We start from the raw sequence: 24,621 nt of genomic DNA, 5'->3' as shown, positions 1-24,621 counted from the left end.
AAAATCCGCAGAGTGAATAGCCCGGGGTGGTCCGGGCACGTAGGCTAGCGACAGAACCGTCACATTAATCGGGAGGTAGTTGTGAAGAAATCGGATCGTATTGCCCGTGACCTTGAGCAGTCGGTCACCAGTGCGGTGGAGAATGCCAAGGATTGGGCGGCCCCCCGGGTGGAAGCAGCGGTGGACTGGGCTGTTCCCCGGCTCCAGCACAGCCTGGATACCGCATCTCCCAAAATCCAGGAAGGCCTGAAGACCGCAGCGCACAACCTGGCCGACGGTGTTGCCACCGTGACGCCCAGGATCCAGGATGGTCTGGCCCAGCTGGCGCCCAAGATCAACGACGTCGTGGAAAGCGCATCACCCAAGCTGCACGACGCCCTGGACAAAGCCACTCCGGTGGTCCTGAATGCCCGTGACCGCGTGGTGGTGGATTATCTGCCCAAGCTCTCCGACCAGATCGGTGTGGCTTCGGAGGCCGTGCACCGCACCCTTGAAAGCGCACCTGCCCGTGTCGACGCCGTCGCCCAGAAGCTCGGCGACGCGGGAATCGTGCATGCCATCCAGGAGCAGGCACAGGCCACCGGCACGCAGCTGAAGGCCGCCGCGACCGAGGCCGGCCGCACGGTTGGCATCCAGCTGTCACAGCCCGAGCCCAAGAAGAAGCGCGGCTGGCTGGTCTTTGGCGTGATTGCCGCCGCAGTGGCGGCGGGCGTTGCCGCCTGGAAGGCTTCCAAGCCCGTGGAGGACCCCTGGAAGACTCCGTCGCCGGTTACCCCCACGCCTGCTCCTGTCCCGGCAACCACCGTAAGCGAGGTCAAGGAGCACGTCGCGGACGCCGCCGGTAAGGCTGCAGATGCCGCCGGTTCCGCAGCGTCCGCCGTCGCGGACAAGGCAGCGGACGCCGCCGAGGCAGTCCAGGACAAGGCTGCAGACGCCGCTGACAAGGCCAAGCACGTGGCCGACGACGCCGCGGATGATGCATCCACCGCCGCGACCGACGCCAAGACGGCCACCAAGAACATCGCTTCGAATATCGGCAACGACGGCAAGGGCACCACCCAGGCCTAGTTCTTCGCCATACACGGGGGCTCCGTTTTCGAACGGGGCCCCTTTTGTGTGCCGGCACAGGCCCTGGGCCCGGCCGCGGCAGGACGCTGCATGGATGCTAGATTTGAACTGATGTCAGCCGATCGATCCTCTGGGGATGCCTTGAACGACGCAGCCGAACAGCTCCGCGTGTCCATCGTTATCCCGGCGTACAACGAGGAAAGCGTCATCAGGCAGTGCCTCATCGCCGCGATCTACCAGTCGGTTCCGGCCCACGAGATCATCGTGGTGGACAACCTCTCGAGCGACCGCACGGCCGCGATCGTCAGCCAGATGCAGCTCGAATACCCGGAAAGCCCCATCATCCTGCTCAGCCAGGACCGGGAACAGGGCCTGATCCCCACAAGGAACTTTGGGCTCGATCACGCCACGGGAGATGTGCTTGGGCGGATCGACGCGGATTCCATCGTCGAACCCGACTGGGTGGAGCAGGTCCAGAAGGCCTTTGCGGATCCCGTCGTCCAGGCCGCCACCGGGCCTGTGGTGTATTACGACATGCCCATGCGCCGTTTTGGACTCAAGGCGGACGACAAGATGCGCCAGCTCATGCTGAAGCTGGCCAAACACCAATACCACTTCCTGTTCGGCTCCAACATGGCCCTGCGCGCCAGTGCCTGGGAAACCATCCGGGCCGAGACCTGCCGGGACGAAAAAGACGAGATGCACGAGGACATCGATTTGTCCTTGCACCTTGCCGACCATGAGCTGCCAGTCCGCTACTGGCCGCAGATGGTGTCCGGCATGTCTGCCCGCCGGCTTGAGGACTCTCCGCGGGACTACCGCTACTACGTCACCCGGTTCGACCGTACCTACAAAGCCCACAATGTGCGCAAGATGGCATTGAAGGCCCCCATGGTGGTCTTCTTTTCGGTGTACTTCCCGGCGAAGCTCCTGCGGGCCATCCACACCGTCAACACAGCCCAGCCTGTCCGCCGCGGCGGACAGGCTGGGCCCAGCGGGGGCAGGCTTCCTGTCAGTCCGTTCCCAGTTCGGCCAGCGGACGGCCCGACGGCGGTTCCTCTCCCGGCGGCAGTGGCCGCTTTCCCGCCCTCCCGGACCGTTGCCCCAGGACGACGACGGCGAGTCCCACCAGGATGAGGCCCAGCCCCGCGTAGGTGCCCGCCGGAAGGGTCTCGTGCAGGAAGACGGCGGCCAGCAGCGCGGCCCCTGGGATTTCCAGCAGGATGATCATGGAGACGATGAGGGGACTCATGGTGGCCAGCAGGTGGTTGAAGGCCGTATGGCCCACCAATTGGGCGCAGACGGTGATGGCCGCGATGCCCAGCCACCCTGCCGGCTCGAACCCGGCCAGGGGCTGGCCGGTCACCAGGGCCAGCACCGCCACGAGGGCCGCGCACATCCCATAACAGAGCGTGGTGTACGTCCCCGTGGTCATGCTCTGCCGTGCCTTGCCGCCTGCCAGCGTGTAGAGCCCCGCCAGGGCGCCGCCCGCCATCGCCAGCAGGTCTCCGGTCAGTGCCTGCGGAGACGTTCCCAGGTCAAAGCCGGTTATCGCGACAACGCCGCCGAAGGCAATGCCCAGGCCGGCAAGGACCTGCCAGCGGTGCCGGGTTCCCCGGATGAGCTGGAACACGGCAATCCAGGCGGACTGCAGGCACACCAGGGCTGTGGCGGCCGCGACGGAGGTCAGCTGCAGCGAGGTGATAAAGCAGGCAAAGTGCAGGGCGAGGGCGACGGCGGCCAGCAGGGACCAGCGGAACTCACGGGCAGTTATGCTGCCAAACTGGCGGGGCTCCCGGATGAGCGTGGGCGCAGCCATGACCACGGACCCGATGGCGTTGCGCCAAAAAGCGATCGCGAGGGCGCTGACGCTTGTGGCGCCCAGGGTGGCCGCGATGAGGGGCCCCGACGAGGCGACTCCAAGGACACCCAGGGCCGCGAAGAAGAAGTTCATTGAATACCCCCTGGGGCCGTCCCCGGAGGGAAAAGAGAATAAAAAATCCCGGCCCGCGTTTCCGCTGACCGGGATTTTCCTATGGTGGAGGCACGGGGACTCGAACCCCGAACCCCCTGCTTGCAAAGCAGGTGCGCTACCAATTGCGCCATGCCCCCATAAGAAGCAACCCGTCCATCATACCCCAGGAACCGGGAGGCCTTGACGGCTTCCGGGCCTGGCGTCCAGGCTAGTCCACCGTATCGGTGGACTTGCTCCAGACTGTTTTCCGGGCTTCGGATTCCTGTGCTTTCCGGAAGACCAGGAAGCCTGCGATCGCCGCTGCGAGTACCAGCAACTTCTTCACATGCTCCCCGTTCCGGCCGGGTACCGGATGAATCCGGACCAAACCTCCGTTTGAAACCTGCACAGGTTCCGTGGGCGTACCAGGACTTGAACCTGGGACCTCTTCGTTATCAGCGAAGCGCTCTAACCGCCTGAGCTATACGCCCCGATGCCTCATCGGGCCGAGATATGACTTTACAGCACACCCCGGCCCGATCTCAAATCGGGCATTTCCACCGGATTACCGCCGGCGAAAACGGGTTCTTAATCGTCCGTCAGGGTGACGCCGATTCCGCCGACCAGTGTGGCGGAAATGTTGTAGAGGACGGCGGAGAGCATGGACAGCGCCGTCAGCAGCACAACGTTGACCACGGCGATGATGGTGGCGAATGAGGCTACCTGTCCCAGCGATGCCACCTTCTTCAGTTCAAAGCCGCCGCTTTCGGAGCCCGCGAGCGTTCCCAGCAGGCTGTCCACCTGGTCGAAGATTCCGGTCAGGTCCAGGACCGTCCACAGGACGATTGCTGCCACCACCGTGACGATGCCAAGTGCCACGGAGAGCAGGAATGCCATCTTCAGCACGGACCAGGGGTCCACTTTGCTGATCAGCAGCCGTGCCCGCCGGACCTTTGCCTTTGGTGCAGGCTTCACCAGGCCGGGGTTGCCCTGTCCCTGGGATCCCTGGGCCGGACGCTGGCCGGGGGCTGCTGCGCGCTGTCCGGGCTGCCCCTGGAAGGGACGTTGGCCGGGCTGCACCGGGCGGTCGCCCTGTTGCGGGCGCTGGCCCGGAACAGCGGGACGCTGGCCGGGGGCACCTGCGGCCGCTGCCGGTCGCTGCTGCGGACGGACGGGGGCGTTCACGCGGGGCGCCGTTGAAGGGCTGTTCCCGTCGGGAACAGTGCTGTTCGGCTTGGGAAATGAGTCGGAATTACTCACTCGTTACCTCCGTGTTGTCTTCGTTCGGCCCAGCGTCGCCCGAGGCGTCCTCTGACTCAACGGCCGGTGATTCTTCTGCCATTACTGGCGCGGCGGAATCCCCAGCGGGCCCGCCATCTTCAGCCAACGTTACGTCATCCTCGGCGGATTCATCGTCCTCGAGGCCCCGTTCGCTGTTGCGCGCCACCTCAATAATCCGGTCATTCTTGTCCGGCTTGGCGAAGATGACGCCCATCGTGTCACGGCCCTTCGCCGGAACACCCGCCACGGAGGACCGCACAACCTTGCCGCCCTCCATGACCACCAGGACTTCATCCTCTTCCTGGACAATAAGGGCTCCCACGAGGTGGCCGCGTTCTTCCTGGTACTTGCCCACCTTGATGCCGAGCCCGCCACGGCCCTGGAGGCGGTATTCCTCCACCGCCGTGCGTTTGGCGTAACCGCCCTCCGTCACGATGAAGACGAACGAGCCGTCAGTCACCACATCGGCGGCCAGCAGTTCATCATCCTCGCGGAACTTCATACCGGTAACGCCGGAAGTTGCCCGACCCATGGGGCGCAGGGCGTCGTCCGTTGCCGTGAAGCGGATGGACTGCCCCATGCGGGAGACCAGGAACAGGTCGTCGGTTTCCGAGACGAGCTGCGCCGATACCAGTTCGTCACCGTCGCGCAGGTTGATCGCAATGACGCCGGCTGAACGGTTGGTGTCGTAGTCCTCGAGCCTGGTCTTCTTCACCAGGCCCCGCTTGGTGGCGAGCACCAGGTACGGCGCCTGCTGGTAGTCCTTCAGGTCCAGCACCTGGGCAATATGTTCGTCGGGCTGGAACGCCAACAGGTTGGCCACGTGCTGGCCCTTGGCATCCCGGCCCGCTTCCATCAGCTCATACGCCTTGGCACGGTATACGCGGCCGAGGTTGGTGAAGAACAGCAGCCAGTGGTGGGTGGTGGTGACGAAGAAGTGTTCCACGACGTCGTCGCCGCGAAGCTGGGCACCCTTGATGCCCTTGCCACCGCGCTGTTGCGAGCGGTAGTTGTCGCTGCGCGTGCGCTTGACATAGCCGCCGCGGGTGATGGTGACCACCATTTCCTCTTCGGGAATCAGGTCTTCCATGGACATGTCGCCATCGAATCCCATGAGGATCTTGGTGCGGCGGTCGTCGCCGTGCTTGTCCACGATTTCGGCCAGTTCGACGCTGATGATCTCGCGCTGGCGCTGCTCGGAGGCCAGGATTGCGTTGTACTCCGCGATCAGGGCCTCAAGTTCGGTGTGCCGGTCCTGGATCTTCTGGCGTTCCAGGGCGGCGAGGCGGCGCAGCTGCATGTCCAGGATGGCGCGCGCCTGCAACTCGTCGATATCCAGCAGTTCCATCAACCCGTCGCGTGCGGCTTCTGTGGTGTTGGAGGCACGGATCAGGGCGATGACCTCGTCGAGCATATCCAGTGCCTTCAGCAGGGCGCGGAGGATATGGGCTTCCTCCTCGGCCTTGCGCAAGCGGTACCTGGTGCGGCGCGCAATCACGTCCATCTGGTGGGTCACCCAGTGCCGGATGAACGCATCGAGGCTGAGCGTCCGGGGTACGCCGTCAACGATGGCCAGCATGTTTGCGGAGAAGTTGCTCTGCAGTTCGGTGTGCTTGTAGAGGTTGTTCAAGACCACCTTGGGCACGGCGTCCCGCTTCAACACGATCACCAGGCGCTGGCCGGTGCGTCCTGAGGTTTCGTCGCGAAGGTCGGCGATGCCGGAGATCTTGCCGTCCTTGACCAATTCGGCGATCTTGATGGCCAGGTTGTCAGGGTTGGCCTGGTACGGCAGTTCCGTTACCACCAGGCAGGTGCGTCCCTGCAGTTCCTCCACGGCAACCACTGCACGCATGGTGACCGAACCGCGGCCGGTCCGGTAGGCGTCTTCAATGCCTTTGTGTCCCAGGATGGTGGCGCCCGTGGGGAAGTCCGGGCCCTTGACCCGCAGCAGCAGTTCTTCGAGGAGTTCCTCGCGGGTGGCGCCGGGGTTCGACAGGTACCACTGGACCCCGTCCGCCACTTCACGCAGGTTGTGCGGCGGAATGTTGGTGGCCATGCCGACGGCGATACCGGAGGAGCCATTGACCAGCAGGTTCGGGAACCTGGCCGGCAGGATGGTGGGCTCCTGGTTCTTGCCGTCGTAGTTGTCCTGGAAGTCGACCGTTTCCTCGTCGATGTCGCGGACCATTTCCATGGCCAGGGGCGCCATCTTGGTTTCGGTATACCGGGGTGCGGCGGCCCCGTCATTGCCCGGTGAACCGAAGTTGCCCTGTCCGAGCGCCAGCGGGTAACGCATGGTCCAGTCCTGGATCAGGCGGACCAACGCGTCGTAGATGGCGGTATCGCCGTGGGGGTGGTACTGGCCCATGACCTCGCCCACCACACGGGCGCACTTGTTGAAAGAACGGTCGGGGCGGTAGCCGCCGTCGAACATCGCGTAGAGCACGCGGCGGTGCACCGGCTTGAGGCCGTCGCGGACGTCCGGGAGGGCGCGTCCTACGATGACTGCCATGGCGTAGTCCAGGTAGGAGCGCTGCATTTCCGTCTGCAGGTCCACCTGCTCCACGCGGTCGACCAGCACGTCGCCTTCAAGAACGGTGTCCGGTTCTCCGGCCTCGGGGGCGGGAATCTCGGGGGTTTCGTCGCTCATTCTTTATTTTCCGTTTCAGGTATATGTCTGGTTCCGAATACTTTGGAGCGGGTCCTTAGATGTCCAGGAACCTGACGTCCTTGGCGTTCTGCTGAATGAAGTTGCGCCGTGACTCCACGTCTTCGCCCATGAGGACGGAGAAGATCTGGTCGGCGGCGAGGGCGTCATCCATAGTCACCTGCAGCAGGGTGCGGTGGTCAGGGTCCATGGTGGTGTCCCAGAGTTCGGTGTAGTCCATCTCGCCCAGGCCCTTGTAGCGCTGGATGCCGTTGTCCTTGGGGATGCGGCGCCCGGCAGCCTGGCCCGCCACCAGTTTGGCGTCGCGTTCGCGGTCGCTGTACACGTAGTCGTGCGGCGCGTTGGACCATTTGATCCGGTACAGCGGCGGTTGTGCCAGGTAGACGTAGCCGTTCTCGATCAGGGGCCGCATGTAGCGGAACAGCAGGGTCATCAGCAGGGTGGTGATGTGCTGGCCGTCCACGTCGGCATCGGCCATGAGGACGATCTTGTGATACCGCAGCTTGGCGAGGTCGAATTCCTCGCCAATCCCGGTTCCGAAGGCGGTGATCATGGACTGGACCTCGGCGTTGCCCAGGGCTTTGTCAAGGCGGGCGCGCTCCACGTTCAGGATCTTGCCGCGCAGGGGCAGGATGGCCTGTGTTTCGGGGTTCCGGCCGCGCTTGGCGGAACCACCGGCGGAGTCACCCTCCACGATGTAGACCTCGCACTTTTCCGGGTCCTTGGAGGAGCAATCGGAAAGCTTGCCCGGCATGCCGAACGATTCCAGCGGGCTCTTGCGCCGTGCGTTGTCGCGGGCCTTCCGCGCAGCCATGCGTGCCTGGGCCGCCGAGATGGCCTTGCGAATAACGTCTCGGGCGGGTCCCGGGTTGCGCTCCAGCCAGTCGCCCAGGCCGTCGGTGACCACGCGCTGGACGAATCCCTTGACCTCGGAGTTGCCCAGCTTGGTCTTGGTCTGGCCTTCGAACTGGGGCTCGGCAAGCTTGACGGAGATGACCGCGGTGAGGCCCTCGCGGATGTCGTCGCCCGTGAGGTTGTCGTCCTTTTCCTTGATGATGCCCTTTTCCCGGGCATACCGGTTGACCAGGGACGTCAGTGCGGCACGGAAGCCTTCTTCGTGGGTTCCGCCTTCATGGGTGTTGATGGTGTTGGCGTAGGTGTGCACGCTCTCGGAATAGGCGCTGGTCCATTGCATCGCCATTTCCAGGGCAATCCGGCGTTCGGTGTCCTCGGTTTCGAAGGCGATGACGTCTTCATGGACCACCTCCACCTTCTTGCCCGAGTTCAGGTGCTTGACGTAGTCCAGCAGGCCTTCGTCGTACTGGTACACCACGGTGCGGTGTTCTGCGCTGATCTCGCCGTCGGTACTAAGGTCGTCAAGGTCGAGGTCGCCGTCGGCTTCGTCGCCCTCGGCCGCACGCTCATCCGTCAACGTGATGCGCAGTCCCTTGTTAAGGAAGGCCATCTGCTGGAAGCGGGCGCGGAGGGTCTCGAAATCGAATTCCGTGCTTTCGAAGATTGCCGGGTCCGGATAGAAGGTCTGGGTGGTGCCGGTGGCATCGGTCTCTTCGCCCTGGACCAGGCTGCCCTGCGGCTTGCCGCCGTCGGCAAAGGACATCCGCCAGACGTGGCCCTGGCGCCGTACCTCGGTGTCCACCCTGCTGGAGAGGGCGTTGACCACGGAAATACCCACACCGTGCAGGCCGCCGGAGACCGCATACCCGCCGCCACCGAACTTGCCGCCGGCGTGCAGGATGGTCATCACCACTTCGACGGTGGGCTTGTGCTCGGTGGGGTGCATGTCCACCGGAATTCCGCGGCCGTCGTCGACCACTTTGACCCCACCGTCGGCCTGCAGGACCACCTCGATATGGCTGCAGTAGCCGGCGAGAGCCTCATCCACGGAGTTGTCCACCACCTCATAGACCAGGTGGTGGAGTCCGCGGGGACCCGTGGAACCGATATACATGCCCGGGCGCTTGCGGACAGCTTCGAGGCCTTCAAGGACAGTGATGTCGCTGGCGCCGTACTCCCTTGGGCTGGTTGACGCAGCCGGGGTGTCAGGGGTCCGGCCATCTTCGACCGCTGTATCTGCTGCCAGAATATCTGTATTGTCGTTAGCCACAGGCGCTGCGACTCCTCTGTTCTCGATGATGGCCGGCTGATTTCTTTTCGCAGGGAAAAGTGACCCGCCAACAGGCACAAACTTATGGCGCCGGTGACTCGATGACGGTCGGTGATCCGCGCTCTGCGTGCGGGACGCGCGCGGAGAACGGACTGAAGTCAACGTTTCATCCGCGCCCAGTTATCTCGGTCAATTCTACCGCGAACACGCCCATATCCCCGCATTCCAGGGGCGTGGGCGGACGGTGAATGTGCCTGTGCGAGGCTCTTGGCCGCGCCTAGGGCGGCCCAGTGGTACGCCCTCCGGGTGCCTATACACGCCGCAGTCCTTACCGGCCTCTATACGCCTTTGGGCGAAGTTTCAAGAGCTGTGGCCCGGCTATCCGTACGTGTCCCGGGGGCCGCGGCCGTTGACGCTGCGTCCGCCCTTGCGCCAGCTGGGCGCTGTGGGGCCGAGGACCTGGATCCTGGTGACCACGCCGTCACCCAGTTCCCGGCGGAATTTCTCCAGCAAGCTGTTGCTCAGCAGCCTGAGCTGGGTGGCCCAGGCCGTGGAGTCACACCGGACATGCAAGGTTGTGTCGGTGAAGCTTTCGGGTGTGCAGTGGGCTGAAATCTCCGGGCCCACCAAGGTGGCCCATTCCGCCATGACGGAACCTACCGCTACCGGCGAGGTCCAGCCGCGCTCAGCAACCAGCCGACCAACAACCTTGCCCAGGCCGAGCGGGTCCCGGCCGGTGGCGTGGAACTGGCTGAAGCCTCGGGTGTCACGGATGCTGCCCTTGGCCTTCTGGGAACCGGGCCGGGGCGCCTTCCTGCGGACTTCGCCGCGGGCGGCGGCCGCCTCCCGCATCCGGTTCAGTGCCGCCTGCGGGGCATCGATGTGGTCAGGTTCGCGGCCGGGCTGCAGCCCGGCATCCTCGTCACTGCTCATCGATTCCTCCCGGGATGACCTTCACCCGCCGTCCGGACAGCTCTTCCGGAATATCGGCGTCGACGGCGGCGGTCACCAGGACCTGTTCCGCGCCGGAGACTATAGCCGCCAGTTTACGCCGCCGCTGGACATCGAGTTCGGCAAAGACGTCGTCCAGGATGAGGATGGGGGCGGAACCTCCGGTGCGGGCGTCATCGAGCATCACGTAGTACGAAGCCAACCGCAGGGAGAGGCACATGGACCAGGTTTCCCCGTGCGAGGCATATCCCTTCGCAGGTGCCTGGCCGAGGATGAGCTCCAGTTCGTCGCGGTGCGGGCCGACGAGTGAGATGCCCCGTTCCAGTTCCTTCTTCCGTGATTCCGCGAAAGCCTGGATGTAGCGCTCCGTCAGCTGTTCGACACTGAGCAGGCGCAGGTCCTCCTGCCCGGCGGAGGAAGCCCCGGCCGTGGTGCGCTGGGCAGGTGCGGCCGGAAGGCCGTCGTCGTCCATCTGGTTTTGAAGCGTTGAACGGTAGGTGGCATCGGCGGGCTTGGAAGCGTCCGTCAGCTCGGCGTAGGCACGGGCGAGGTGCGGCCGGAGCCGTTCCACCAGTTCCAGCCGGGCGTGCAGCAGCTGTGCTCCGGCGCGGGCCATGTGCTGGTCCCAGACATCCAGGGTGGCTTCATGGGCAGTGGTGAACCGTCCGGCCCGCGCTGATTTGAGCAGGGCGTTGCGTTGTTTCAGGACCCGGTCATAATCGCTGCGGGTAGCTGCATGGTGCGGGACGAGGCTGGCGAGCAGTTCGTCCAGGAAACGCCGGCGGTTGGAAGGATCCCCCTTGACCAGTGCCAGGTCCTCGGGTGCGAAGAGTACGGTCTGGCAGATGCCCAGCAGGTCACGGGCACGGACCGGGTTGCTGCGGTTGATCCGGCCGCGGTTGGCCCTGCCGGCGTTGATTTCCAGCTCAAGCACCGTGGTCTGCTCTCCGCGGACCAACCGGGCACGGACCAGGGCGCGCTCCGTGCCGAACCGGAGCAGGGGGCCGTCGGAGCTGACGCGGTGGGAGCTGAGCGTTGCCAGGTAGCCGATGGCCTCCATCAGGTTGGTCTTGCCGATGCCGTTGTATCCCACCAGGACGGTGACGCCCGGGCCCAGGCTGAGGTCAACCTGGGCGTAGCTGCGGAAGTCTGTCAGTGAAAGATGTTCAAGGTACACGCGGTGGTCGGCAATTCTGGAACCCGTAGCGGCTCCCGGTGGGTGCTACTTGGCGGGACGGGTTGCATGGCCGCCGAACTGGTGGCGCAGCGCAGAAACCATCTTCATCGCGGGGGACGTGTCCTCCCGGGAAGCAAAACGGGCAAACAGTGCGGCCGTGATGGCCGGGGCCGGAACCGCATTGGCGATGGCCTCTTCAACTGTCCAGCGGCCCTCGCCCGAATCTTCCACGTAGTCGTCGATGGACTCCAGACCTGGATCTTCATCCAGGGCCTTGACCATGAGGTCCAGCAGCCAGGACCGGACCACGGTTCCCTTCTGCCAGGCGCGGAACGTGCCCGGCAGGTCCGTGACGATGTCCTTGGCGGCAAGCAGTTCGTATCCTTCGGCGTACGCCTGCATCAGGCCGTATTCGATCCCGTTGTGGACCATCTTGGCATAGTGTCCTGCGCCGATACCGCCCACGTGGACAAAGCTGTCAGCCCTGTCGCCTTCGGGCCGCAGGGCATCAAAAACCGGCATGGCGCGTTCAATTTCGCCGGCGTCCCCGCCTGCCATCAGGCCGTAGCCGTTCTGCAGGCCCCAAACGCCGCCGGATACCCCGCAATCGGCGAACCGGATGCCCTTGGCGGCAAGCACCTCACCGTGTTTCTGGTCTTCCGTGAACCGCGAGTTTCCGCCGTCGATCACCAGGTCGCCGGGCTCAAGTTTGCTGGCCAATTCGGTGATGACGGCGTCCGTGACGGGGCCGGCCGGGACCATGACCCAGATGATCCTCGGCGCCGGGACGGCCGTGATCAGGTCATCGACGCTTGCGGCATCGGTGACGTCGGGATTCCGGTCATAGCCGGTGACCTCCACGCCGCCCTTGCGCAGGCGTTCACGCATGTTGAAACCCATTTTGCCGAGGCCAATCAGTCCAATGTGCATGGTGGAACTCTTTTCTGCGCTGGTGGGAGGGTGGGTACCCCAACTGTCTGGGCCCACACCGCCAGGGTTCCCCGGCCGAGATTGCGGCTGAGGGTGGCGGTGGGGACTAGTTGGGCAGGCGGACAGGCATCACCAGGTAGCGGTAGTCATCCTGGTCTTCACCGTCGGCATCTGCCTGTGCCGTGATCATGGCGGGCTTGGGTGCCGTGGTGAACGAGAAGCGGACAAACTTCGTCTCGATGACGCTGAGGCCTTCGATCAGGTAGTGCGGGTTGAAGGCCACCGTGATGTCTTCGCCGGACAGCTGCGCCTCAAGCTCCTCAGACGCCTGCGCGTCTTCGCCGGTACCGGCATCGAGGTTGAGCAGCCCACTGCTGAACGCCAGGCGGACCGGGGTGTTGCGTTCGGCGACCAGTGACACGCGGCGGACGGCTTCCACCAGCTCCTGGGTTTGGACCGTGGCGTGGATCGGCGTGGACTCCGGGAACAGGGACCGGATCTTCGGGTAATCACCGTCCACCAGCAGCGACGTGGTGGTGCGGCCGCCGCTTTCGAATCCGATCAGCCGGCTGTCATCGTCGGAGAGGGCGAGGTTGATGTCGCCGCTGTTGCCGAGGGTTTTGGCGACTTCGTTGAGGGTTTTTGCCTTTACCAGGGCGCTGGTGGAGATGCCCGGGGTCACAGGCTTCCAGGGGACTTCGCGCATGGCGAGCCGGTAACGGTCGGTGGCCAGGAGGGTGATCAGGTCATCCTCGATCTCCATCCGCACGCCCGTGAGGATGGGCAGGGTGTCATCCTTGCTGGCGGCGATGATCACCTGGGAAACAGCCTGTGCGAAAGCGTCGCCGGGCACGGTGCCGCTGATGGCGGGAAGGGCAGGCAGCGGCGGGTACTCGGCTTCCGGCATGGTGGCCAGGTGGAAGCTGCTGCGACGGCAGGTGAGAGTGACCTTGTTGCCGTCGGTTTCGACATCCACCGGTGCCGAGGGCAGGCTGCGGCAGATGTCCGCGAGCAGCCTGCCGGAAACCAGGATGGTGCCTTCGTCCCTGATGTCGGCGGCGATCTCCAGCCGTGCGGAGGTTTCGTAGTCAAAGCTCGAGAGGCTGACGGTTCCGGCTTCGGCCTTCAGGAGCAGGCCGGAAAGGACGGGCACCGGCGGCCGCGGAGACAACGAGCGGGCTGTCCAGGTGACGGCTTCTGCCAGGACGTCCCGATCGACTCTGAACTTCACGGAAGGGTGCCGCCTTTCATTGCTGCTGCCATGTGGACCCGGGAACTTCGCAGTGAAACTCCGGAAGATGTTGCGCGCGCCGCGGCCGGTGCATGGTCCGTGGAGACGGAAACCACACGAAACCCGGGGATGGGAGCGCTGCTGACAGCTTAGCCGGAAGATCCGCGATTAACCCATCCCCAAGACCCCGGCCCGGCCCTTCCAGGGACCGGAGGGCCCGCCCGGTGGACGTGCGGATGGATCTTGTTGTTTGAGGGAATTCAATTTTTTGGGATTCGTAGTGTTAATAACTGCTGTGGAAACTGTGGATAACCCGATCCTGACCCGCGTTTCCGGGGTTAAGCCCTGTTCACGGACTGTGCGTTACCTGGGTTTTAAACAGGGTGTGGATGGGGACAACCCAAAGGGCCATTTTTGATGATCCACAGACGCCTTAAGGGTTTTAAGCCCATTAATCACGCTTGTCCCCTTAAGTATCCACAGGCTTATCCACATGCCCCTGTTAATAAGGTATAGAGTGCGCGGCCCGGTGTGGATTCAGGAGTCGCGTTGCTGCTGTTTGATCCGGTTGGTCAGTTCCGTCACCTGGTTGTAAATCACACGGCGCTCGGCCATCAGCTCACGGATCTTGCGGTCGGCATGGATCACCGTGGTGTGGTCGCGGCCGCCGAGTTCCTGGCCGATCTTGGGCAGCGACATGTCCGTCAGCTCCCGGCAGAGGTACATGGCGATCTGGCGGGCGGTGACCAGGGTCCGGGTCCGGGACTTGCTGCAGAGCTCTTCCATGCTGAGCTTGAAGTAGTCAGCCGTTTGCTGGAGGATCTGCGCGGACGTGATTTCCTGTGCGCCGTCATCAGTGATCAGGTCCTTCAGGACCATTTCCGCCAGCGCAACATCCACCGGCTGCCGGTTCAGGCTGGCGAAGGCGGTGACGCGGATCAGTGCACCTTCAAGCTCGCGGATGTTGCTGGAAATCTTGGACGCGATGTATTCCAGGGCGTCATCAGGCGCAGACAGTCCCTCGCTGAGCGCCTTCTTCCGCAAAATCGCGATACGCGTTTCAAGTTCTGGCGGCTGGATGTCCGTCAGCAGTCCCCACTCGAAGCGCGACTTCATGCGGTCCTCGAACCCGGCGAGCAGCTTGGGCGGCTGGTCCGAGGTGATGACCACCTGCTTGTTGTTGTTGTGCAGCGAATTGAACGTGTGGAAGAACTCCTCCAGCGTCCGGTCCTTGCCGGCCAGGAACTGGATGTCATCGATCAGCAGGACGTCCACGTTGCGGTAGGTGGTCTTGAAGCTTGCGCCTTCGTCGTCCCGGATGGAGTTGATGAAGTCGTTGGTGAATTCTTCGGAGTTGACGTACCGGACCCGGATGCCGCTGTACAGCCGGCGGGCGTAGTGCCCGATCGCGTGCAGGAGGTGCGTTTTGCCGAGGCCGGAGTCGCCGTAGATGAACAGCGGGTTGTAGGCCTTGGCTGGCGCCTCGGCCACCGCGACGGCGGCTGCGTGGGCAAAGCGGTTGGAGGAACCAATCACGAACGTATCGAAGACGTACTTGGGGTTCAGCCGGCCGAATTCATGCGAAGTGCTGGGCAGCATGGGCTGCGGCTTTTGTTCGATCAGCTGGTCCGGCGCGAAGGCAGGTTCGACGACCGGCTCGGGCTCTGCGTGGATGGGCACCAGATCGGTGTCGACGTCGATGGCGCAGCGGATGTCCTCGGAGAAGACGTTGTGCAGTGCATCGTCAAGGGCGTCCTTGACTTGGGTCTGGAGCACTTCACGGGTGAGTTCGTTGGGGACAGCCACCAGGAGGGTGGAGCCGATCAGGCCCTGGGCCTGGGCGAGGATGACAAACCCACGCTGGCGCGGTGAAACACGGTGGTCCTGTTCCAGCAGGCTGACAACCCGGCGCCAGGAACTTCCGACAGTATTGGCGTGGTTGGCTTCGTCTACTGTCATCAATCGGTTCCCTCAAAACTTGCTATGCCTGCATTGCCTGCAGCCCAAGTCCGGAACCAGGATGCTGGTCCAACTTAATCCACAGGGTTATGCACAGTCCGTGGATAATCGGCTACTGGGACACTCTAGGGGATCAAAAGCCTAGAAGATAGCTGGCTATCCGGCTGTGGATAATTACATGGTTGTGGTTCCCGGGGAGCCCCTGTGAGCCACTTCATCCACAGCCTGTTGGGGATACTTAGGCACAGCTGGGGATAGCACCGCAGGGGCCTCCCGGTTTGACTCCGGGCGTTGGATTGCCCTAACGTTGTGAAGTCCTTTGTGTCCGCTTTTTGGCCCCATCTGAACTTCCAGGCGCACTGCGCTTGGACAGCCGGGGGAAGCGTGCATATACAAAACTTAGCGTCGGCCAGTTCTTCCCCATATTGATCGGGTGGGCGCACCTTTGATCCACTGGAGTAACTAACGTGAGCAAGCGGACTTTTCAGCCGAATAACCGCCGTCGAGCCAAGAAGCACGGCTTCCGCCTTCGTATGCGTACCCGTGCCGGCCGCGCCATCCTGGCAGCCCGTCGTGGCAAGGGCCGTACCGAGCTTTCGGCCTAAATAACTGACTTGTCGGTAGACATCCCTTTGCGAGTTTAAGGTGCTGGCCGCCCGCAACCGCCTGAGGACTGCAACCGATTTTTCAACAACCGTACGTTCCGGTGTCCGCAATGGACGCCGGAACGTAGTGTTATATGCGGCAGCCATCGCTGCCGACGAACCCAGCCGGATCGGGTTCATTGTTTCCAAGAGTGTAGGGAACGCCGTGGTCAGGAACCTCGTTAAGAGGAGACTGAGGGAAGCGGCTGCCGCCTCACTGAGCGAACACGCAACTGGACTCGCCATCGTGGTGCGGGCACTGCCCGCCTCCGCGTCTGCCAGTTGGGATCAACTGCGGGCGGATTACAACGCAGCACTGGAAACAACGCAGAACCGGCTGGCCGGACGGCCATCACGGCCAGCCGCCAAAGGTTCGGCCGGTACAACACGGGAGGGGACAACGCGTGCCTAACGCCACTGCCGTCGTCGCCCGTATCCGGCACGTGGCTGCCGCCGTTGCAACGTTCCTCTGGAACCTGCCCCGGAACATCCTCATCCTCCTGCTGATGGCCTACCGCAAGGTGGTTTCTCCCTTGTACGGCCCCGTCTGCCGATTCTTCCCTTCATGCTCGGCCTATGCCCTTGAAGCGGTCACCGTCCACGGCGCTGTCAAGGGATGCTGGCTCGCAGTCCGCCGCCTTGGCCACTGCCACCCATGGAATGCCGGCGGAGTGGACCACGTCCCCGCCGGCGGCCGGGAATGGCCCGCGGGCCGAACCCCCACAATTGTTGTGCTGAACAATCCGGACAAGTACCTGGTTGCTCGGACTGATGAAGAAGGCCGCAGTGCGGCCTGACGAATAGGGATAAGTATGGACATCTTTGGAGCAATAATCGGCCCGTTCAAGTGGCTGGTTTCGTTCATCATGGTGGCGTTCCACGACGGGCTGAGCAGCATCGGCATGCCCGCCGCGAACGGCTGGACCTGGACGTTGGCCATCATCGGGCTGGTGCTGGTGATTCGTGCCGCGCTGATCCCGGTATTCGTCAAGCAGATCAAGGCCCAGCGCGGCATGCAGCTGCTGCAGCCGGACCTGAAGAAGCTGCAAGAGAAGTACAAAGGCAAAACCGACCAGCTGTCCCGCCAAGCCATGGCCCAGGAACAGATGGCCATGTACAAGAAGCACGGGACCAATCCGTTCTCGGCCTGCCTCCCCATGCTGATCCAGATGCCGTTCTTCTTTGCCCTGTTCCAGGTGCTCTCGGGCATTTCCCAGGCGAAGGACCAGGGTGCCGGCATCGGTGCGATGAGCCACGAACAGGTGGTGGAGTTCGATGCCTCCAGCATCTTCGGCGCGCCGCTGTCCGCGTCCCTGCTGCACGGCGGCGGCGGCGGAAATCAAACCGCGGTGTGGATCCTCTCGATCGTCATGATCCTGGCCATGACAGCCTCGCAGTTCATCACCCAGAAGCAGATCATGGCCAAGAACATGTCGGAAGACGCCATGGCCAGCCCGTTCATGCGCCAGCAGAAGATGATGCTCTACATCCTGCCGCTGGTCTTCGGCGTGGGTGGCATCAACTTCCCCATCGGCGTCCTGATCTACTGGACCACCACCAACCTCTGGACCATGGGACAGCAGTTCTTTGTGATCCGCCGCATGCCGACGCCGGGATCCCCCGCTGCCAAGGCCCTCGCCGAACGCCGCGCCGCCAAGGGCCTGCCGGCCCTGTCCGTCCTGACCGGCAAGCGGGATGAAGCAGCCGACGCTGCCGAGGCTGCCGCAGTGGAAGCCAAGGGACAGCGCGTCCAGCCCCAGCGCAAGAACAGGAAGAAGAAGTAATGTCAGCCGAGAGCACCGAGCACGTCCTTTCCGAAGAAATTGCAGACCAGGACGAGTCCGTGAACCAGGACGCTTCCCCCACCAAGGCCTCCGCCGCCAGCCGCCTCGAAGAAGAGGGCGACGTCGCCGCCGATTACCTGGAGGAACTGCTGGACATCGCCGACATCGACGGCGACATCGACATCGAGGTCCGCAACGGCCGCACCTACATCTCAATTGTCGCGGAGGATGAAGCCGAGGGACTTGAGGGCCTGGTAGGCGAAGACGGCGAAGTGCTGGAGGCTCTCCAGGAGCTCACCCGGCTGGCCGTACTCTCCGCCACAGAGAACCGTTCACGGCTTGTGCTGGACATCAACGGCTACCGCCAGGAACGTACCGGCCACCTGCAGAAGATTGCCGAAGACGCCGCAGCATCCGTCAAGGAAACCGGTAAGCCGGTTGCCCTCGAGCCGATGAGTGCCTACGAACGCAAGATTGTGCACGACGCCGTGGCTGACCTCGGATTGGTCAGCGAATCCGAGGGCGAGGGCTCCGGGCGCCACATTGTTGTTTCCGCAGACTAGAGAATGCCAGCACGATAACCATGGTTGATATCACGGCAGCAGAGCTTCGCGCTGCTGAGAAGATTTTTGGCGACCGCCTGGACCTGGCCAAGCGCTATGTGGAGCACCTGGCCACTTCCGGGACCGAGCGCGGGCTGATCGGGCCCCGCGAGGTGCCCCGCCTGTGGAGCCGTCACGTGCTCAATTGCGCGGTCATCGAAAGTGAGATCGCCCAGGGAAGCCACGTGGCCGACGTCGGAAGCGGGGCAGGCCTGCCTGGACTGTGCCTTGCGATTGCCCGCCCAGACCTCGAACTGACACTCATCGAACCCCTCGAACGCCGGGTTATTTGGCTCCAGGAAGTGGTGGATGACCTGGGCTTGGACAACGTCACCGTCATGCGCACCAGGGCCGAACTGGCGGTGGGGCAGGTGGACGCTGACGTGGTCACGGCCCGTGCCGTCTCGGCCCTGACGAACCTTGCAGGCCTGACCATTCCGCTCCTTGCCGGACACGGTGAAGTGGTGGCGATCAAGGGCCGCAGTGCCGGGGAAGAGATCGAAAAGGCTGCGAAGGTCATCCGCAAGCTCGGCGGTGTGCAGACATCGGTGGTCACCGTTGGTGACAACCTGCTCGAGGAGCCCACCACTGTGGTGCGCATCGTAGTGAACAAGTCCCAAAAGAAGTCCTAAAGTGGGCCCGCTGACGGCGGTCAGACGGGTGGAGCAGTTAGGCTAGACAACGGCAGCAAAATTGGCTGAACGAGAGTGAGTGTGCCCCAGTGACGAGTAGTGAAGCCTCCGCACAACGGATCCCGCCGTTTGTGTCTCTGGGGTCGGCACGTTCCGTCGCTGGATCCGGGTTGACCGGTTTGGGAATGGCCCCCGCCCGCGGAGGTAACCATCCACGGCCGGCCACTGGTGCAGTCGGAACCGGAGTTTCACGTGAAACAACCTCTTCCGGTAGGTCAAACGTTATCGATGCCATTGATGATTCGAGTCCTATCGCCCGTGAGCTCGCACACGAGACCAAGCGCCGGGAACGCCTGATGGGACGCGAGCTCCCGCGTCCGGAGCAGACCCGGATCTTCACCGTTTCAAACCAGAAGGGCGGCGTGGGCAAAACCACGACGACCGTGAACATTGCCGCAGCCCTTGCAGCTGCCGGACTCAACGTCCTGGTCATCGACATCGATCCGCAGGGCAACGCCTCCACCGCCCTGGGTATTGAACACCACGCGGATGTGGACAGCATCTACGACGTCCTGATCAACGACGTCCCGCTGGCAGATGTTGTTGCCCCCTGCCCGGACATTGGCAAGCTGATCTGCGCGCCCGCCACGATCCACCTGGCAGGTGCCGAGATCGAGCTCGTGTCCCTGGTTGCCCGGGAACAACGGCTGCGACGCGCAATCGACGTCTACGCGAAGACCCGCGAAAAGAATGGCGAAGAGCGGCTCGATTACGTCTTCATTGACTGCCCGCCCAGCCTTGGCCTCCTGACGGTCAACGCCTTCTGCGCCGCCAGTGAAGTGCTGATTCCCATCCAGTGTGAGTACTACGCCCTGGAAGGCCTCAGCCAGCTCCTCAAGAACATTGAGATGATCCAGAAGCATCTCAACGCGGACCTCGTTGTTTCAACGATCCTGCTCACCATGTACGACGGCCGTACCAACCTTGCTGCCCAGGTTGCCGCGGAAGTACGCCAGCACTTCCCTGACCAGGTGCTCTCCGCCGTCGTGCCCCGCTCGGTGCGGATCTCTGAAGCTCCCAGCTACCAGCAGACGGTCATGACCTACGACCCGTCCTCAAGTGGTGCCCTGTCCTATCTGGAAGCCGCTGCTGAAATAGCGGAACGCTAGAATCTTCAATACCGCAACGCATGGAGGCCTGGGTCATCCTGGCTTCACCACTGGAGGGATTTACCCATGAGCGAGAAGCGACGGGGCTTAGGCCGCGGTCTTGGCGCGCTGATTCCAAGTTCCGCCGCAGCCAATGGTTCTGCCAACGGTGCAGCGGTATCGCGGCCAGTGGATCTGTTTTTTCCGGAAGGCCGGAAGAAGACTGAACCCGTACAGCAGCCGGAACCGCCGGCCGCAACCAAGGCTCAGGAGACGGCAAACCCGGCTCCTGCACCCCGGGCTTCCGCAGCCAAGACAAGTACCGCCAAATCCGCAGGCAGCGACAAGCCCACCACTGCGGCCGCGGCCGCCAATGGGGCAGCCGGGAAGAAGGCTCCCGCCACGAAGGCTCCTGCTGCGCGGTCCAAGACGGCCGATACACCTGTGCCTACAGCGGTACCGGCCGAGGCCGTCCAGCCTGCTGAGGCGGAAGCTGTAGCGGCTGCGGTGGAACCCGCCGCGATCCCGGACTCCGGCGTCGAGTTGGTTGAAGTACCCGGCGCACGGTTCGCAGAACTGCCGGTGGGTGATATCCACCCCAACCGTAAACAGCCCCGAAACGTCTTTGATGAAGACGACATGGCCGAGCTTGTCCACTCCGTGCGCGAAATCGGAGTCCTGCAGCCCATTGTTGTCCGTACGTCAACCGAAACCGGTAGCGAACCCTATGAGCTGGTCATGGGTGAACGCCGCTGGCGGGCCGTCCAGGCTGCCGGACTGGAGACCATCCCTGCCATCATCCGCGACACCACGGATGATGACCTGCTGCGGGACGCCCTCCTGGAGAACCTGCACCGCAGCCAGCTGAATCCCCTCGAAGAGGCAGCGGCGTACCAGCAGCTCCTTGAGGACTTCGGGACCACCCACGAGCAGCTGGCAGACCGGATCGGCCGCTCCCGGCCCCAGGTGTCCAACACGCTGCGCCTGTTGAAGTTGCCCCCGCTGGTACAGCGCCGCGTCGCCGCGGGCGTGCTGTCCGCCGGCCACGCCCGCGCCCTTCTCTCGCTTCCGGATGCTGCTGCCATGGAACGGCTCGCCCAGAAGATCGTGGCCGAGGGAATGTCCGTGCGCGCCACCGAAGAGGCAGTCACGCTTTACCAGGATCCCGCCAAGCCGGCGAAGAACAATATCCCCCGTCCCGGCGCGCGGCATGAGCGCCTCGACTACCTAGCATCATCGCTTTCAGACCGGCTGGACACCAACGTGAAGATCTCCCTCGGTGTTCGGAAAGGCAAAGTCAGTATCGAGTTTGCCAGCGTAGAAGATCTCAACCGCATCATGGACGTGCTGGCACCGGGATCCACCAACTAGCGCTCCCAACTGACAATTCAACGAGAGGCCCGATTCACTGCGAATCGGGCCTCTTTTGGATTCTTGTCCAACCCCCAATCCTTGACGTTCTGCGACTTCACCGCGTTGATGGGAGTGGTCTTGCTTGGAGTGGGACTCGTCGTTGTCCTATCCCCTCTGTCTTAGCCCTGGTGATCCCTTTGCGCGGAACCATCGAGGGTGCAGCAGGCGAACCGAGCCCAAGGCCCGCATCACCGTAACCGGTCCCCTCTGAGGTTTATGGATGCCCGCATTTCTTCCCAGATTCACTACCTTCTAGCTGACAACCGCTGCTTGTCGTCGTTGGATGCTGGCGATTATGGGCAATCGACTAAGTCGGCGCCGTCTGCGGCCTCCTCGTAGGGCTGCAGGCCTCGCACGTAGGGGCCGAGACAGTGACGATGAAGTGTGTAGTTCGCCCCGCCAGGGGCTCTCCAGGCGGCACGGAGCGGATGTTCCGGGGCCTTCTGCGGTGTCCCCTGTCGATGACAGTTGAAGTGTAGCCGCTGGCCGCTTCGACTTGGTCTGCCAAGCCGGGATCCCCCTCCACAGACGCGTGTGTGTTTCACGTGAAACGAGCCTTCCCGGTGTTTCGGTGCCAACAATTCCACGGACGCTGGCTCCCGCATCATCTTCCGCGTGCGCATGCTGGGTGTTCCCCCAGCAAATTCCCGCCCCCAAGGAACTAAGTGGCATAGGAGCCTGCCTAATTGAAATCCCCGTGCCAAGTGGCGCGGTCCTACCAAGTGACAAATGATGTGCGTGCGGAACACTTGCCTGAGTGCGTCGGGCGGGAAAGTCTGTGGCCGTCGAAACGCGGATCCTCCCGAAATCCTATGTCACATCTTGTGCGTAGGGGCGATGTTGAACTGGGATTCGCTTCAACTAAGTGGCAGTCTCCGCTTTACTGACCCCCTCCCCATCGCATACGCTCGGCCACGGTGTTTTATGCTGGACCGTCATTCGGAACTACCGGGCACGCACTTGGCCTACCAACGGCGTCCCGCTACAAGCTCATGAATTACAGATCCGGCATCGAGGATAAACCAGCAGCCGCGGCACCGCTCATGCAGTTGTATCCAGGTGTTCTGCGGAGATTGCCTCCAAGCACGCGTCCATTGCACGGTCCGTGGCTCGCATGGTTCGTTCGTCGCCGCGAGATGTGAAAGGTCTAGAGAATGCTGGTCCGTCTCGTGGGAAGCTTCTGAAGATTGTGAATGTGCATGCACTGGAGTCTCGGAGGTTCGCTCCAGTCTTGGAGCGACATCTCACGTGTTTGGGGTGGACGCCTCGCAGTTGTCCGATGCTGCAGGGTCTCTGTTTCACGTGAAACATCGATGGTGACGGACGAGTCAGCCGCGGATGCCCTCCCGGCGGCGTATTGCCAGGGAGGACAACGGGGTTGATCTGGGTACCGAGTTGCATCGGTCTTAGGTCTATTTCACTGGCGTTCGCAGTCCAAGACCATAGTGCGTAGCACTGATCCCCCGGCCTCCGTTACCGATACGAACTTCTTAGGCGGAGGAATGCTTCGTTCCCGCCCGATCGAGCCGGCCGGCTTGGTGGATGTCCCCTGGGCATGAATTGGTACCGCTCTCGTATGGTGCAGCAACCTGCCTCATCGTCGGGCCCAATAATTCATCCGCGTCGATAGGACGGAATGGGTGTGTAAGTGACAACTAAGAGTCCCGGACGACGCCTAGGCAGTTGCACGCTTTTACGGCGGGGTACGCTGCGACGACCTGTCGGGGCATGCTCCAAGCCTGCCCACGCTGCCCCAGGGACAACCAGGGACCGGTTCGCCCTACTTATCCAAACTACCGACTACTCTCGTCAGAGCGCCCTTCGAGAATGCAGGCATGTGGCCGGCTACGTCCGCGCCGATCCGCAAGAGACAGGGCGTGTCGATAAATTGAAGCAGTGCACCGCCAGACCACCGGAGTGGGAGTCCGGATAGTTTGGGGCGATGGGGCAAACTTGATGTCTCCGCGGATCCCCGGGGGTCTCAGCGCCGCATGAATTGTGGCCCACCTCCAGCGTCAGTATTGCGGCCGGATCGGTCCCGTAATAGCTGCCCTGGAAACCCCGAAGCCGCCCCGCCTAACGGAGCTGTGGCCCGCGATGGTGCTGCAGCCCTCCCCAGCCAAAGGCTAGGTCGCGGTGGATATCGCTGTGGATAACTGTGTGCATAACCAAGGCGCGAAATCCACAGTTGTACGGAGATGTGGATGATCATCGGGCAGCATCCGATCGACGTCCTCTGGGCCAGTACGACTGCCGGGGCTGAGGCAGCTTATTATGTTTCACGTGAAACGTGATATAAAGGATCCGTTCAGCGGTAATAGTAATGGTTTACGTAGAAATTCGGCTGTTTCGCCCATCAATTTTGAATGTGGAGCACTGAAGGGCCGCCCCAATGGAGAACCAGGGTTGCCTCCCTGGAGGCTGGCAAGGGAAATGGGGCCCGCGGCTTGCTTGACGTGGACCTAGGGTTACGGTGCCGATCCCCCTTAGCCTGTGGATATCTGTGTGGAAAACAGGACGACTTCCCTGTGGATAAAGTGTGAACAAGTTCACCTTAGGGCGCAGCAATTCAGTTCGTATTCCCCTGGGGAACGGCTGGCGTGGGCGCTGGTTTGCACCGCCTGTGAGGCTGTAGTGGGTCCACCTGACTGCGTACGACTCCCAGGGAGGAGTCCTGCGTCCGTGACCTGGGTCTTCGTGTCTGCTGGTCCAGAAGGCGGGGATCCGGCTCCTACTTCTCTGGCTCACCCCGAAGTCCAGGTACTGTCTCCAGGAGGGTCCAGCCCCCTACAGTCGTGACTTCAACCAGGGCTTCGCCCCCCATGTCGCCATCTCCCAGCAATGAACTGAGATTCACATCGTTCTGAGTCTCCGAGCTCCCGTCGGCTCTCATCATCAGTCCCTCTCATTGTCAGCACTGGGACTGCTGGCGCACAGCTGCCACCACGCGGCGTCTAATACTCCAGGGAGGAGATGAGCGATTTAGTCTCGGGGAGTACCACAATGTGACATCAGCCGAGGGCCCATTACAGTCGACCACGAGCCGCGAAGAGC

The 24,621-nt window shown here is 63.0% G+C and carries 19 protein-coding genes, 2 tRNA genes and 1 pseudogene; 10 read left to right on the top strand and 12 right to left on the bottom strand.

Going from position 1 to position 24,621, the window contains the following annotated elements; translation table 11 throughout:
* Positions 1-81 precede the first annotated feature (81 nt).
* Both ACFVVC_RS11965 and ACFVVC_RS11960 read left to right on the top strand, forming a co-directional pair.
* Positions 82-1,068: a hypothetical protein gene (locus tag ACFVVC_RS11965; RefSeq protein ID WP_387453143.1), complete on the top strand. Its 987-nt coding sequence runs from the start codon at positions 82-84 to the stop codon at positions 1,066-1,068.
* 111 nt (positions 1,069-1,179) lie between these two features.
* Positions 1,180-2,052, top strand: a pseudogene (locus ACFVVC_RS11960) (glycosyltransferase); the annotation flags it as partial.
* A 28-nt stretch (positions 2,053-2,080) separates the two neighbouring features.
* Here ACFVVC_RS11960 and ACFVVC_RS11955 read toward each other — a convergent pair.
* From ACFVVC_RS11955 to dnaA, 12 genes are all read right to left on the bottom strand, one after another.
* A complete protein-coding gene (locus ACFVVC_RS11955; RefSeq protein WP_387453140.1) occupies positions 2,081-3,022 on the bottom strand; it encodes a DMT family transporter in 942 nt (313 codons plus the stop codon).
* A gap of 82 nt (positions 3,023-3,104) precedes the next feature.
* Positions 3,105-3,180, bottom strand: a tRNA-Ala gene (locus tag ACFVVC_RS11950).
* A gap of 71 nt (positions 3,181-3,251) precedes the next feature.
* Entirely contained in the window at positions 3,252-3,368 is a 117-nt protein-coding gene (locus ACFVVC_RS11945; protein ID WP_240617712.1) for a DLW-39 family protein, read from the bottom strand.
* 71 nt (positions 3,369-3,439) lie between these two features.
* A tRNA-Ile gene (locus ACFVVC_RS11940) sits at positions 3,440-3,513 on the bottom strand.
* 97 nt (positions 3,514-3,610) lie between these two features.
* On the bottom strand, positions 3,611-4,282 hold the full coding sequence (locus tag ACFVVC_RS11935) for a DUF3566 domain-containing protein (RefSeq protein ID WP_387453137.1): 672 nt from the start codon (positions 4,280-4,282) through the stop codon (positions 3,611-3,613).
* A complete protein-coding gene (gene gyrA, locus ACFVVC_RS11930; RefSeq protein WP_387453134.1) occupies positions 4,275-6,953 on the bottom strand; it encodes a DNA gyrase subunit A in 2,679 nt (892 codons plus the stop codon). The genes ACFVVC_RS11935 and gyrA overlap by 8 nt, the downstream gene beginning before the upstream one ends.
* 55 nt (positions 6,954-7,008) lie before the next feature.
* Complete coding sequence (gene gyrB / locus ACFVVC_RS11925) at positions 7,009-9,096, bottom strand: DNA topoisomerase (ATP-hydrolyzing) subunit B (protein WP_387453131.1); 2,088 nt, start codon at positions 9,094-9,096, stop codon at positions 7,009-7,011.
* 378 nt (positions 9,097-9,474) lie between these two features.
* Positions 9,475-10,029: a DUF721 domain-containing protein gene (locus tag ACFVVC_RS11920; protein ID WP_387453128.1), complete on the bottom strand. Its 555-nt coding sequence runs from the start codon at positions 10,027-10,029 to the stop codon at positions 9,475-9,477.
* On the bottom strand, positions 10,019-11,224 hold the full coding sequence (recF, locus tag ACFVVC_RS11915; protein ID WP_387453125.1) for a DNA replication/repair protein RecF: 1,206 nt from the start codon (positions 11,222-11,224) through the stop codon (positions 10,019-10,021). The genes ACFVVC_RS11920 and recF overlap by 11 nt, the downstream gene beginning before the upstream one ends.
* 45 nt (positions 11,225-11,269) lie before the next feature.
* The gene (gene gnd / locus ACFVVC_RS11910) at positions 11,270-12,154 is read right to left on the bottom strand and encodes a phosphogluconate dehydrogenase (NAD(+)-dependent, decarboxylating) (protein ID WP_387453122.1); all 885 of its coding nucleotides are present in this window, start codon (positions 12,152-12,154) and stop codon (positions 11,270-11,272) included.
* A gap of 106 nt (positions 12,155-12,260) precedes the next feature.
* Positions 12,261-13,385, bottom strand: a complete 1,125-nt coding sequence (dnaN, locus tag ACFVVC_RS11905) for a DNA polymerase III subunit beta (RefSeq protein WP_018762813.1) — start codon at positions 13,383-13,385, stop codon at positions 12,261-12,263.
* Positions 13,386-13,922: 537 nt separating this feature from the next.
* Positions 13,923-15,344, bottom strand: a complete 1,422-nt coding sequence (dnaA, locus tag ACFVVC_RS11900; protein ID WP_387453119.1) for a chromosomal replication initiator protein DnaA — start codon at positions 15,342-15,344, stop codon at positions 13,923-13,925.
* A 467-nt stretch (positions 15,345-15,811) separates the two neighbouring features.
* Between dnaA and rpmH the strand changes: the two genes are divergently transcribed.
* The 8 genes from rpmH to ACFVVC_RS11860 all read left to right on the top strand — a co-directional run bounded on the left by rpmH (position 15,812) and on the right by ACFVVC_RS11860 (position 21,525).
* Positions 15,812-15,949, top strand: coding sequence for a 50S ribosomal protein L34 (gene rpmH / locus ACFVVC_RS11895; protein ID WP_003800212.1), 138 nt, complete (start codon positions 15,812-15,814; stop codon positions 15,947-15,949).
* Between the two features lie 40 nt (positions 15,950-15,989).
* Complete coding sequence (rnpA, locus tag ACFVVC_RS11890) at positions 15,990-16,400, top strand: ribonuclease P protein component (protein ID WP_387453116.1); 411 nt, start codon at positions 15,990-15,992, stop codon at positions 16,398-16,400.
* Positions 16,393-16,785: a membrane protein insertion efficiency factor YidD gene (yidD, locus tag ACFVVC_RS11885; protein ID WP_387453113.1), complete on the top strand. Its 393-nt coding sequence runs from the start codon at positions 16,393-16,395 to the stop codon at positions 16,783-16,785. The genes rnpA and yidD overlap by 8 nt, the downstream gene beginning before the upstream one ends.
* 15 nt (positions 16,786-16,800) lie before the next feature.
* Complete coding sequence (gene yidC, locus ACFVVC_RS11880) at positions 16,801-17,772, top strand: membrane protein insertase YidC (RefSeq protein WP_387453110.1); 972 nt, start codon at positions 16,801-16,803, stop codon at positions 17,770-17,772.
* Positions 17,772-18,335, top strand: coding sequence for a protein jag (locus ACFVVC_RS11875; RefSeq protein WP_387453107.1), 564 nt, complete (start codon positions 17,772-17,774; stop codon positions 18,333-18,335). The genes yidC and ACFVVC_RS11875 overlap by 1 nt, the downstream gene beginning before the upstream one ends.
* A 20-nt stretch (positions 18,336-18,355) precedes the next feature.
* Complete coding sequence (rsmG, locus tag ACFVVC_RS11870; protein WP_387453104.1) at positions 18,356-19,006, top strand: 16S rRNA (guanine(527)-N(7))-methyltransferase RsmG; 651 nt, start codon at positions 18,356-18,358, stop codon at positions 19,004-19,006.
* An 89-nt stretch (positions 19,007-19,095) separates the two neighbouring features.
* A complete protein-coding gene (locus ACFVVC_RS11865) occupies positions 19,096-20,175 on the top strand; it encodes a ParA family protein (RefSeq protein WP_387453101.1) in 1,080 nt (359 codons plus the stop codon).
* 66 nt (positions 20,176-20,241) lie between these two features.
* A complete protein-coding gene (locus tag ACFVVC_RS11860; RefSeq protein ID WP_387453098.1) occupies positions 20,242-21,525 on the top strand; it encodes a ParB/RepB/Spo0J family partition protein in 1,284 nt (427 codons plus the stop codon).
* Positions 21,526-24,621: the final 3,096 nt, after the last annotated feature.

Source organism: Pseudarthrobacter sp. NPDC058196 (assembly GCF_042882685.1).
GTDB lineage: Bacteria > Actinomycetota > Actinomycetes > Actinomycetales > Micrococcaceae > Arthrobacter.
The sequence above is the reverse complement of the archived record's forward strand: the minus strand, read 5'-3'. Positions and strand labels throughout refer to the sequence as shown.